At 63.1% G+C, this 13,352-nt stretch carries 6 protein-coding genes; all 6 read right to left on the reverse strand.

The genetic code is table 11. The features are described from left to right. Positions 1–1,191: an elongation factor Tu gene (gene tuf, locus AC13GI_RS17305; protein ID WP_089238985.1), complete on the reverse strand. Its 1,191-nt coding sequence runs from the start codon at positions 1,189–1,191 to the stop codon at positions 1–3. A gap of 52 nt (positions 1,192–1,243) precedes the next feature. Further along, positions 1,244–3,385, reverse strand: a complete 2,142-nt coding sequence (gene fusA / locus AC13GI_RS17310; protein WP_099819137.1) for an elongation factor G — start codon at positions 3,383–3,385, stop codon at positions 1,244–1,246. Between the two features lie 138 nt (positions 3,386–3,523). Next, entirely contained in the window at positions 3,524–3,991 is a 468-nt protein-coding gene (gene rpsG, locus AC13GI_RS17315; protein ID WP_482996921.1) for a 30S ribosomal protein S7, read from the reverse strand. 12 nt (positions 3,992–4,003) lie between these two features. Then, on the reverse strand, positions 4,004–4,378 hold the full coding sequence (gene rpsL / locus AC13GI_RS17320; protein WP_025879344.1) for a 30S ribosomal protein S12: 375 nt from the start codon (positions 4,376–4,378) through the stop codon (positions 4,004–4,006). 394 nt (positions 4,379–4,772) lie between these two features. Continuing rightward, complete coding sequence (gene rpoC, locus AC13GI_RS17325) at positions 4,773–9,014, reverse strand: DNA-directed RNA polymerase subunit beta' (RefSeq protein ID WP_099819136.1); 4,242 nt, start codon at positions 9,012–9,014, stop codon at positions 4,773–4,775. Positions 9,015–9,103: 89 nt separating this feature from the next. Beyond that, complete coding sequence (rpoB, locus tag AC13GI_RS17330) at positions 9,104–13,258, reverse strand: DNA-directed RNA polymerase subunit beta (protein ID WP_100463185.1); 4,155 nt, start codon at positions 13,256–13,258, stop codon at positions 9,104–9,106. Positions 13,259–13,352 lie beyond the last annotated feature (94 nt).

Below are 13,352 nucleotides of genomic sequence, written 5' to 3' on the forward strand. Positions count from 1 at the left end.
TTACTCGAGGATGGTGGCAACCACGCCAGCACCGACGGTACGGCCACCTTCGCGGATTGCGAAGCGCAGGCCGGCGTCCATGGCGACCGGGTTGATCAGGGTGACAACCATCTTGATGTTGTCGCCCGGCATCACCATCTCGACGCCTTCCGGCAGCTCGACCGCACCGGTGATGTCGGTGGTACGGAAGTAGAACTGCGGACGGTAGCCCTTGAAGAACGGGGTGTGACGGCCGCCTTCGTCCTTCGACAGCACGTAGACTTCGGCGTCGAACTTGGTGTGCGGCTTGATCGAACCCGGCTTTGCCAGAACCTGGCCACGCTCGACGTCGTCACGCTTGGTGCCGCGCAGCAGCAGACCGGCATTGTCGCCTGCCTGACCCTGGTCCAGCAGCTTGCGGAACATTTCCACGCCGGTCACGGTGGTCTTCTGCACCGGACGGATGCCGACGATTTCGATTTCTTCGCCGACCTTGATCACGCCGCGCTCGATACGACCGGTCACCACGGTGCCGCGGCCCGAGATCGAGAACACGTCTTCGACCGGCATCAGGAATGCCTTGTCGACGTCACGCTCCGGGGTCGGGATCCAGGTGTCCAGCGCCTCGACCAGCTTGATGACGGCCGGCACGCCGATGTCGCTCTGGTCGCCTTCCAGCGCCAGACGGGCCGAACCCGAGATGATCGGGGTGTCGTCGCCCGGGAAGTCGTACTTGCTCAGCAGCTCGCGGACTTCCATTTCGACCAGTTCCAGCAGCTCGGCATCGTCAACCATGTCGGCCTTGTTCAGGAACACGACGATGTACGGCACGCCGACCTGACGCGACAGCAGGATGTGCTCGCGGGTCTGCGGCATCGGGCCGTCAGCGGCCGAGCACACCAGGATCGCGCCGTCCATCTGGGCAGCACCGGTGATCATGTTCTTGACGTAGTCAGCATGGCCCGGGCAATCGACGTGGGCGTAGTGACGAACGGTGGATTCGTATTCGACGTGCGCGGTCGAGATCGTGATGCCACGTGCCTTTTCTTCCGGCGCGGCGTCGATCGCGGAGTAATCCTTGAACTCGCCACCGAAGCGCTCGGCACCGATCTTGGTCAGTGCGGCGGTCAGCGTGGTCTTGCCGTGATCGACGTGACCGATGGTGCCGACGTTGACGTGCGGCTTGGTGCGCTCGAACTTACCCTTTGCCATTTCTTTCTACCTTATTGGTTCGTAAGTGGTTTGGAGGACCTGAGCGTTACGCTCAGGCCTTCTTCATGACTTCGTCGGCGATGTTGTTCGGCGCCGGCTCGTAGTGGTCAAATTCCATCGTGAAGGTGGCGCGGCCCTGGGTCTGCGAACGCAGCGAGGTCGCGTAGCCAAACATTTCGCCCAGCGGGATCATCGCGTTGATGATGCTGGCCGAACCGTCACCGGTGGTATCAGAACCCTGCAGAACGCCGCGACGACGGCTGACGTCGCCCATCACGTCACCCTGGTAATCCTCCGGGGTCACGATCTCGACCTTCATGATCGGCTCCAGCAGGACCGGCTTGGCCTTGCGGAAACCTTCCTTGAAGGCCATCGAGGAAGCGAGCTTGAACGCCATTTCCGAGGAGTCGACGTCGTGGTACGAGCCGAACACCAGCTTCACCTTGACGTCCACGACCGGGAAGCCAGCCAGCGGACCGCTGGTGATGGTTTCGCGCAGGCCCTTTTCGATCGACGGGATGAATTCCTTCGGAATCACGCCACCGGTGATGTCGTTGATGAACAGGAAGTCGTCCTTGATGCCGGCAGCGATCTTCGGATCTGCACGATCGGCCTCGGTGATCGGCGACAGCTCGATCACGACGTGACCGTACTGACCCTTACCACCGGACTGCTTGGCGTGCTTGTAGTCCGACTTCACGTCCGACATGGTGATCGTTTCGCGGTAGGCCACCTGCGGCTTGCCGACGTTGGCTTCAACGTTGAACTCGCGCTTCATGCGGTCAACGATGATGTCCAGGTGCAGCTCGCCCATGCCCGAGATGATGGTCTGGCCGGATTCTTCGTCGGTCTTGACGCGGAACGACGGATCTTCCTGCGCCAGACGACCCAGTGCCAGACCCATCTTTTCCTGGTCGGACTTGGTCTTCGGCTCGACAGCCATCGAGATGACCGGCTCCGGGAACACCATGCGCTCGAGGATGATCGGCTGATCCATGGAGCACAGGGTGTCACCCGTGGTGGTGTCCTTCAGGCCCACGGCGGCGGCGATGTCGCCGGCCAGAACTTCCTTGATTTCTTCGCGGTTGTTGGAGTGCATCTGCAGGATACGGCCGATGCGCTCCTTCTTGCCCTTCACCGAGTTCAGCAGCTGGTCGCCTGCATTCAGCGTGCCCGAGTAGACACGGAAGAAGGTCAGCGCGCCGACGAACGGATCGGTGATGATCTTGAAGGCCAGGGCCGAGAACGGAGCCTTGTCGTCAGACTTGCGGCTCATTTCCTTGGTTTCATCGTCAACGTCGGTACCGGTCACGTCCGGCACGTCGATCGGCGACGGCAGCAGCTGGATCACGCCGTCCAGCATGGCCTGCACGCCCTTGTTCTTGAACGCCGAGCCGCAGTACATCGGCACGATGTCGGTGGCCAGGGTGCGCACGCGCAGGGCTTCGATGATCTCGGCCTCGGTCAGCTCATCGCCGCCCAGGTACTTGTCCATCAGCTCTTCGCTGGCTTCGGCAGCCGCTTCGATCATGAAGGTACGGGCTTCGGTCGCTTCAGCGAGCAGCTCGGCCGGCACATCGCTGTACTCGAACTTCATGCCCTGCGAAGCCTCATCCCAATGGATGGCCTTCATCTTCAGCAGATCGACGACGCCCTTGAAGCCTTCCTCAGCGCCGATCGGCAGCTGCATCGGAACGGCCTTGGCACCCAGCTTCGCCTTCAGCTGGCCAACGACCTTGCTGAAGTTGGCACCGGTACGGTCCATCTTGTTGACGAACGCGATGCGCGGCACCTTGTAACGGTTGGCCTGGCGCCACACGGTTTCCGACTGCGGCTGCACGCCACCGACGGCGCACAGCACGAAGACGGCACCGTCGAGCACGCGCAGCGAGCGCTCCACTTCGATGGTGAAGTCGACGTGCCCGGGGGTGTCGATGATGTTGAAGCGGTGCTCCGGCAGGGACTTGTCCATGCCCTTCCAGAACGCGGTGGTCGCAGCGGACTGGATCGTGATGCCACGCTCCTGCTCCTGCTCCATCCAGTCCATGGTGGCGGCGCCGTCATGCACTTCACCGATCTTGTGGCTCTTGCCGGTGTAGAACAGGATGCGCTCGGACGTGGTGGTCTTGCCGGCATCGATGTGAGCCATGATGCCGAAATTGCGGTAACGCTCGATGGGAGTGGAACGGGCCACGGGGAGCCTCTCAGATTTCTTGGATTTCGGATGGCCGAACGCCGCCTTTCGGCGGCCTTCGGATTGGCGCAGCCCTTCTGGGGCCGCGAGGCAGCACCGAGATGGTGCTGCCCTGCCTGTTTTACAAGGCCGTCAAACTCACCAGCGGTAGTGGGCGAATGCCTTGTTGGCTTCGGCCATGCGGTGGGTTTCTTCGCGCTTCTTGATGGCGCCGCCACGGTTTTCCGCAGCGTCGATCAGTTCAGCGGCCAGCTTCTTCGGCATGGTGTTCTCACCACGCTTGCGCGCGGAGTCGATCAGCCAACGCATGGCCAGGGCCATCTTGCGCGAGGCGCGCACTTCGACCGGCACCTGATAGGTGGCACCACCGACACGGCGGGACTTGACTTCGACCGACGGAGCCACGTTTTCCAGAGCCTTCTGAACCAGCTCGACGGAATTCGGGCTCTTCTCACCGATCACGTCCATGGCGCCATAGACGATCTTTTCAGCGACCGACTTCTTGCCGCTCAGCATCACCATGTTGATGAAACGGGCGATGGTTTCGCTTCCGTGCTTCGGATCCGGCAGGACTGCGCGCTGCGGCGTATTACCTTTACGAGACATGTGTGCTTTCCCTTAGCTCTTCGGACGCTTGGCGCCGTACTTGGAACGGCCCTGGCGACGCTTGGCAACGCCGGAGGCGTCGAGCGAACCACGAACGGTGTGGTAACGCACACCCGGCAGATCCTTGACGCGACCGCCACGGATCAGGACCACGGAGTGCTCCTGCAGGTTGTGGCCTTCACCGCCGATGTAGGAAATCACTTCTTCCTGGTTGGTCAGGCGAACCTTGGCAACCTTGCGAAGCGCCGAGTTCGGCTTCTTCGGAGTAGTGGTGTAAACGCGCGTGCAGACGCCACGGCGCTGGGGGCACTTTTCGAGAGCCGGCGAGGCGCTCTTATAAGTGGTTGCCTGCCGCGGCTTGCGGACAAGCTGATTGATCGTCGCCATCAGTATGTTCTTCTGAGAGAGGCCGAAAAAAACCGGCCATGAATGCGGATATGTGCGAGCAGGCGAAAAACCGGCCTGCTGAGACAGACGATTGTAGCAACCTGGCGAAAACGCGGTCAAATGCGCACACGCCAAGCCAGCCCTGATCCCGGGCCGTTACAGGGGAGCCTTCTCCATGCCCCCCGTTCAGGTTGTCGTCCGACCCATCGCTGGGCCGGGCGGCATCCTACCTCATCGAAAGCCAACAGACCAGCGGCCTGGGCCCTCGAGTGCAGATCCGGCCGGAACCGGTGCTGCGTGATGCTTGTCCGGCACGAGGCCGGACCGTACGGCAGGGACCGACCGATGGCCGTCCCCTGCCCGATCAAGGTCCGGCCGGAGCCGAACCCGCCGATCAATCCTCGGCCTGCTCGGCGTCGGTCGATTCCACCACCACTTCCGGTGCTGCCACAGCCACCGGGGCTGCAGCTGCCGGGGTACCGGCGAGGGTCTGCATTTCCGAGTCGGTCAGCCCGCTCGCGTTGCGGCGGCGGTTGGCGTGGTAGGACAGACCGGTACCGGCCGGAATCAGACGGCCGACGATCACGTTCTCCTTCAGGCCGCGCAGGTTGTCCTTGGTGCCGCGGACGGCAGCCTCGGTCAGCACGCGGGTGGTCTCCTGGAAGGAGGCCGCCGAGATGAACGATTCGGTTGCCAGCGAGGCCTTGGTGATGCCCAGCAGGACCGGATCGAAACGAGCGATCAGCTCATTGCGGGTGGTCAGGCGTGCATTTTCCTCGATGACACGCTGACGCTCGACCTGTTCACCGTTCAGGAACTTGCTGCTGCCCTGATCGGTGATCTCGACCTTGCGCAGCATCTGGCGGGTGATCACCTCGATGTGCTTGTCGTTGATCTTCACGCCCTGCAGGCGGTACACGTCCTGGATTTCCTTGACCAGGTAGGCGGCCAGCGGCTCGACACCCAGCAGACGCAGGATGTCCTGCGGGCTCGGCTCGCCGTCGACGATGGTTTCGCCCTTGGTCACGTGCTCACCTTCGAACACGATGACCTGACGGTACTTCGGAATCAGCTCTTCGTGCTCCGAACCATCGGTGTCCTTGATGATCAGGCGCTGCTTGCCCTTGGTGTCCTTGCCGAAGCTGATGATGCCCGAACGCTCGGCCAGCACCGCCGGATCCTTCGGCTTGCGCGCTTCGAACAGATCGGCCACGCGCGGCAGACCACCGGTGATGTCGCGGGTCTTGGACGCTTCCTGCGGGATCTTGGCAACCACGTCACCCACGCCGACGGCAGCGCCGTCCTGCAGGTTGACGATCGAGCGCGGCGGCAGCAGGTACTGCGCCGGCAGGTCGGTGCCCGGAATCGACAGGTCGTTGCCCTTGCCATCGACGATGCGGACGATCGGGCGCAGATCCTTCGCCTGGGCGCCGCGGCGCTTCGGGTCGGTGATTTCGCGCGATGCCAGGCCGGTCAGCTCATCGGTCTTCTCGATGACGGTGATGCCGTCGACGAAGTCGATGAAGCGGATGAAACCAGCCACTTCCGAAACGATCGGGTGGTTATGCGGATCCCAGTTGGCCACGGTCTGGCCAGCCTTGACCGCATCACCATCCTTGGAGGTGATGGTTGCGCCGTACGGCAGCTTGTAACGCTCACGCTCACGGCCGTGCGCATCGAGCACCGACATTTCGCCCGAGCGCGACACGGCGACCAGCGAGCCATTGGCATGGGCCACCGACTTGAGGTTGCTGAACTTGACCGAGCCGGTGGTCTTGACGGTGATGTTGTCGACCGCAGCAGCTCGCGATGCCGCACCACCGATGTGGAACGTACGCATCGTCAGCTGGGTACCCGGCTCACCGATGGACTGGGCGGCGATGACGCCGACCGCTTCACCGATGTTGACCAGGTGGCCACGGGCCAGATCGCGGCCGTAGCAGCGGCTGCAGACACCGAAGGCCGATTCGCAGGAGATCGTCGAGCGGACCTTGATGGTCTGCACGCTGGCCTCTTCAAGCTTGGCGACCCAGGCTTCGTCGAGCAGGGTGTTGCGGGTGACGATCGGATCTTCGTCGTTGCCCGGCAGGAACACGTCCTCGGCAACCACGCGACCCAGCACGCGATCCTTCAACGGTTCGACCACGTCGCCGCCTTCAACGATCGGGGTCATGATCAGGCCTTCGGTGGTACCGCAGTCCACCTCGGTGATCACCACGTCCTGCGCCACGTCGACCAGACGACGGGTCAGGTAACCCGAGTTCGCGGTCTTCAGCGCGGTATCGGCCAGACCCTTACGGGCACCGTGGGTGGAGTTGAAGTACTCCTGCACGTTCAGGCCTTCGCGGAAGTTCGCCTTGATGGGCGTCTCGATGATCGAGCCATCGGGACGGGCCATCAGGCCACGCATGCCGGCCAGCTGACGGATCTGCGCCTGGCTGCCTCGCGCACCGGAGTCGGCCATGATGTACAGGGAGTTCATCGACTTCTGGTCGATGGTCTCGCCCTTGGCATTGATGACCTTCTCGGTACCGATGGTGTCCATCATCGCCTTGGCGATGCGCTCATTGGTGCGCGACCAGATGTCGACCACCTTGTTGTAGCGCTCGCCGGCGGTGACCAGGCCCGACTGGTACTGCTCCTGGATTTCCAGCACTTCGGCTTCAGCCTCGGTGAGGATGCCCTTCTTCTCGTCGGGGATCAGCATGTCGTCGATGCCGATCGAGACGCCGGCACGGGTCGCGTAGGCGAAGCCGGTGTACATCAGCTTGTCGGCGAACACGACCGTGTCCTTCAGGCCCAGCTGGCGGTAGCTGGAGTTGATCAGGCGGCTGATGTTCTTCTTGGTCAGCTCGGTGTTGGCCAGCGCGAACGGCAGGCCTTCCGGCAGGATTTCAGCCAGCAGGGCGCGACCGATCGTGGTCTCCACGATCGACGACTTGCTCTGCTTGTTGCCTTCCTCGTCGGTCACCACCTCGGTGATGCGGACCTTGACGCGCGCGTGCAGTTCCACCACGCGGTTGTCGTAGGCGCGCTTGACTTCGGCGATGTTGGCGAAGGCCATGCCCTCGCCCTTCTTGTTTTCCAGCGAGCGGGTCATGTAGTACAGACCCAGCACGACGTCCTGCGACGGCACGATGATCGGCTCGCCGTTGGCCGGCGACAGGATGTTGTTGGTGGACATCATCAGCGCACGCGCTTCCAGCTGGGCTTCCAGCGAGAGCGGCACGTGGACGGCCATCTGGTCACCGTCGAAGTCGGCGTTGAACGCGGTGCAGACCAGCGGGTGCAGCTGGATGGCCTTGCCTTCGATCAGGACCGGCTCGAAGGCCTGGATGCCCAGACGGTGCAGGGTCGGCGCACGGTTCAGCATCACCGGATGCTCGCGGATGACCTCTTCCAGGATGTCCCAGACTTCGGCTTCTTCGCGCTCGACCAGCTTCTTGGCGGCCTTGATGGTGGTGGCCAGGCCACGACGCTGCAGCTTGGCGAACACGAACGGCTTGAACAGTTCGAGTGCCATCTTCTTCGGCAGGCCGCACTGGTGCAGGCGCAGGTACGGACCGACCACGATGACCGAACGGCCCGAGTAGTCGACGCGCTTGCCGAGCAGGTTCTGACGGAAGCGACCCTGCTTGCCCTTGATCATGTCGGCCAGCGACTTCAGCGGGCGCTTGTTGGTGCCGGTGATGGCACGGCCGCGACGGCCGTTGTCCAGCAGCGCATCGACCGATTCCTGCAGCATGCGCTTTTCATTGCGCACGATGATGTCCGGCGCGCTCAGTTCGAGCAGGCGGCGCAGGCGGTTGTTGCGGTTGATGACGCGGCGGTACAGGTCGTTCAGGTCGGAGGTCGCGAAGCGGCCACCATCCAGCGGAACCAGCGGACGCAGGTCCGGCGGCAGCACCGGCAGGACGGTCATGACCATCCACTCCGGACGGTTGCCCGATTCCAGGAAGGCTTCGATCAGCTTGATGCGCTTGGTGAGGCGCTTCAGCTTGGTTTCCGAACCGGTGCTGGCGATTTCTTCGCGCAGGCGGGTCATTTCCGACTGCAGGTCGATGGTGCGCAGCAGTTCGTACACGGCCTCGGCGCCCATGGCGGCGTCGAAGTCGTCACCGTGCTCCTGGCGGGCCTGCAGGTACTGTTCTTCGGTCAGCAGCTGGCGGCGCTCCAGGGCGGTCAGGCCCGGCTCGGTCACCACGTAGGCTTCGAAGTACAGCACGCGCTCGATATCGCGCAGGGTCATGTCCAGCATCAGGCCGATGCGCGACGGCAGCGACTTCAGGAACCAGATGTGCGCGACCGGCGAAGCCAGGTCGATGTGGCCCATGCGCTCACGACGCACCTTGGCCAGGGTCACTTCGGTGCCGCACTTCTCGCAGACCACGCCGCGGTGCTTCATGCGCTTGTACTTGCCGCACAGGCACTCGTAGTCCTTGACCGGTCCGAAGATGGCGGCGCAGAACAGGCCGTCACGCTCCGGCTTGAAGGTACGGTAGTTGATGGTTTCCGGCTTCTTCACTTCGCCGAAGGACCACGAACGGATCAGGTCCGGCGAAGCCAGCGCGATCTTGATCGCGTCGAAGTCCAGCGTCTGGCGCTGCTGGTTGAAGAGGTTGAGCAGGTCTTTCATGGTGTTCTCCAGAAGGAGGAATGCTGTGTCGATGGGCTTTCAGTTGACTGCCAGCGGCGCGGCGGCGTTGACCGCCGCGCCGGCATGGATCAGTTGTCTTCCAGTTCCATGTTGATGGCCAGCGAGCGGATTTCCTTCACCAGGACGTTGAAGGATTCCGGCATGCCCGCGACCATCTCGTGCTCACCGTCGACGATGTTCTTGTACATCTGGTTGCGGCCCTGCACGTCATCGGACTTCACCGTCAGCATTTCCTGCAGGGTGTAGGCCGCGCCGTAGGCTTCCAGCGCCCAGACTTCCATTTCACCGAAGCGCTGGCCACCGAACTGCGCCTTGCCGCCCAGCGGCTGCTGGGTGACGAGCGAGTACGGACCGGTCGAACGGGCGTGCATCTTGTCGTCGACCAGGTGGTTCAGCTTCAGGTAGTGCATGTAGCCAACGGTGGTGTGGCGATCGAAGGCTTCACCGGTGCGGCCGTCATACAGCTGGGTCTGGCCACTGCTCGGCAGGTCGGCCAGTTCCAGCATGCGCTTGATTTCCGCTTCGGTGGCACCGTCGAACACCGGCGTTGCCATCGGCACGCCGTCGAACAGGTTGCGGGCCAGGCGCAGCAGTTCCTCGTCGCTGAACTGCGACAGGTCGACACGGTTGGCCACGTTGGTGTCATCGTGGTTGTAGATGTCGTCCAGGAACTTGCGCAGGTCGGCGACTGCCGCCTGGGCTTCCAGCATCGCCTGGATCTTGCGACCCAGACCCTTGGCGGCCCAGCCCAGGTGCACTTCCAGGATCTGCCCGATGTTCATACGCGACGGCACGCCCAACGGGTTCAGCACGATGTCCACGGTTTCGCCCGAGGCCATGTACGGCATGTCCTCGACCGGCACCACGTTGGACACCACACCCTTGTTGCCGTGGCGGCCTGCCATCTTGTCGCCCGGCTGGATGCGGCGCTTCACGGCCAGGAACACCTTGACCATCTTCAGCACGCCCGGGGCGAGGTCGTCGCCCGCGGTGATCTTGCCGCGCTTGTCGGCGAAGCGACGCTCGAATTCCTTCTCGTGCGCCTGGATCTGCTTCTGTGCGCGTTCGATGGCTTCGGCAGCGTCCTCGTCCTTCATGCGCAGCACGAACCAGTCGGCCTTCTTCAGGCCATCCAGGTAGGCGTCGGAGATGACGTCGCCCTTCTTCAGGCCGGCGCCGCCGTTGACCACCTTGCCCACGATCTGCGAACGCAGACGGGCGTAGATGGCCGCTTCCAGGATGCGGAACTGGTCGTCGAAGTCCTTCTTGACACGCTTGATTTCAGACTCTTCGATCTGACGGGCGCGCTTGTCCTTCTCGATGCCATCGCGGGTGAAGACCTGCACGTCGATGACGGTGCCGTCCATGCCCGGCGGCACGCGCAGCGAGCTGTCCTTCACGTCCGAAGCCTTCTCGCCGAAGATCGCGCGCAGCAGCTTCTCTTCCGGGGTCAGCTGGCTTTCGCCCTTCGGGGTGACCTTGCCGACCATGATGTCGCCGGCGCGGACTTCGGCACCGATGTACACCACGCCGCTCTCGTCCAGGCGGTTCAGCGCCTGCTCGGAGACGTTCGGGATGTCGGCGGAGATTTCCTCCGGCCCCAGCTTGGTGTCACGCGCAACGCAGGTCAGCTCTTCGATGTGGATCGTGGTGTAGCGATCCTCTTCCACCACGCGCTCGGAGAGCAGGATGGAGTCTTCGAAGTTGTAGCCGTTCCACGGCATGAAGGCGATCAGCATGTTCTGGCCCAGGGCCAGTTCACCGATGTCGGTGGACGGACCATCGGCCAGCACGTCGCCACGCGCCACCACGTTGCCCACTTCCACCAGCGGACGCTGGTTGATGCAGGTGTTCTGGTTGGAGCGGGTGTACTTGATCAGGTTGTAGATGTCGACGCCGGCATCGGACGCATCGGTGATCTCGGCTTCGTTGACCTTGACCACGATGCGGGCGGCGTCGATCTGCACGATCTCACCACCACGACGGGCGTTCACGGTCACACCCGAGTCACGCGCCACGGCGCGCTCGATGCCGGTACCGACCAGCGGCTTCTGCGCACGCAGGGTCGGCACGGCCTGACGCTGCATGTTGGCGCCCATCAGTGCGCGGTTGGCGTCATCGTGCTCCAGGAACGGAACCAGCGCGGCCGCGATCGACACGGTCTGCATCGGCGAGACGTCCATGAAGTGGACTTCCGCCGGCGGCTTCAGCAGCGATTCGCCCTGGTAACGGCAGGGAACGAACTGCTCGGTCAGCACGCTGTTGGCATCGGTCAGGGCGTTGGCCTGGGCGATGACGTACTCGTTTTCTTCGATGGCCGACAGGAACTCGACTTCGTCGAACACCTTGCCGTCCACGACCTTGCGGTACGGGGTCTCGAGGAAACCGTACTGGTTGGTGCGGGCGTACACGGCCAGCGAGTTGATCAGGCCGATGTTCGGGCCTTCCGGGGTTTCGATGGTGCAGACGCGGCCGTAATGGGTCGGGTGCACGTCGCGCACTTCGAAGCCGGCGCGCTCACGGGTCAGGCCGCCCGGGCCCAGGGCCGAGACGCGACGCTTGTGCGTGACTTCCGACAGCGGGTTGTTCTGATCCATGAACTGCGACAGCTGCGAGGAGCCGAAGAATTCCTTGATCGCCGCAGCCACCGGCTTGGCGTTGATCAGCTCCTGCGGGGTCAGGCCTTCCGACTCTGCCATCGACAGGCGTTCCTTGACCGCGCGCTCGACGCGGACCAGGCCCACGCGGAACACGTTCTCGGCCATTTCACCGACCGAACGCACGCGACGGTTGCCCAGGTGATCGATGTCATCGACCACGCCACGACCATTGCGGATCTCGGTCAGGACCTTGATCACGTCCAGGATGTCCGAGCTGTCGCCGTGGGCGGCAACCAGGCGCTTGGACTCTTCGTCGTTGCGCTCGCCGTAGTACTTGCGGTCGTACAGCACGGCTTCGCCGGTGGTTTCCTTGCGGCCCACGCGACGGTTGAACTTCATGCGGCCGACGGCGGACAGGTCGTAGCGCTCGAAGGTGAAGAACAGGTTGTGGAACAGGTTCTGCGCGGCATCCTTGGTCGGCGGCTCGCCCGGACGCATCATGCGGTAGATCTCGACCAGGGCTTCCAGCTGGGTCTTGGTCGGATCGATGCGCAGGGTGTTGGACAGGTACGGGCCACGATCCAGGTCGTTCACCCACAGGGTGCCCACGGCATCGACGCCGGCCTTGCGGAAGTTCTGCAGCTGCTCGTCGGTGATTTCGTCGTTGGCCTGGGCCAGCAGTTCACCGGTCGAGGCATCGACCACGTCGTGCGACAGGATGCGGCCGACGATGTAGTCGTCCGGCACGGCCAGGGCGGCGATGCCCGAGGCTTCCAGCTGCTTGATGTGACGCGCGGTGATGCGCTTGCCGGCTTCCACGATGACCTTGTCGCCATCGGCGAGGTCGAAGCCCAGGGTTTCGCCGCGCAGGCGCTCCGGCACCAGCTCCAGCTGGACGCCTTCATCCGGGTTGATGTGGAAGGTGTTGATCTCGAAGAACTCGGCCAGCATCTCTTCGTTGCTGTAGCCAAGCGCACGCAGCAGGATCGACACCGGCAGCTTGCGGCGACGGTCGATACGGGTGAACAGCGCGTCCTTCGGGTCGAACTCGAAGTCCAGCCAGGAGCCGCGGTAAGGAATGATGCGGGCGCTGTACAGCAGCTTGCCCGAGCTGTGGGTCTTGCCACGGTCGTGGTCGAAGAACACGCCCGGCGAGCGGTGCAGCTGCGAGACGATGACGCGCTCGGTGCCGTTGACGATGAAGGTGCCGTTGTCGGTCATCAACGGGATTTCGCCGAGGTAGACCTCCTGCTCCTTCACGTACTTGATGGCCTTGGTCGACGACTCGCGGTCGTAGATCACCAGGCGCACGGTCACGCGCAGCGGCGCACCGTAGCTCATGCCACGCTGACGGCACTCACGCTCGTCGAAGACCGGATCGCCCAGCTTGTAGCCGACGTATTCCAGGGCAGCATTGCCGCTGTAGCTGGCGATCGGGAAGACCGACTTCAGTGCAGCGTGCAGGCCGTGGTCCGTGCGCTTGGCCGGATCGACGTTTTCCTGCAGGAATTCACGGTAGGAATCCACCTGGATGGCGAGCAGGAACGGCACTTCGAGAATCGAACGCTGCTTGCCGAAATCCTTGCGGATACGCTTTTTTTCGGTGAACGAATAGGACGTCATGAGGTCTTCCACCTTGTTGTGCGAGTCGTGCGCCCACGACCCGAAGGGAACTTGAAATTGTCAGTTGGAAGTCGCTGGTATTGCCGGCACCAGC

The sequence above is a fragment of the Stenotrophomonas sp. 82F1 genome (genome assembly GCF_056861525.1).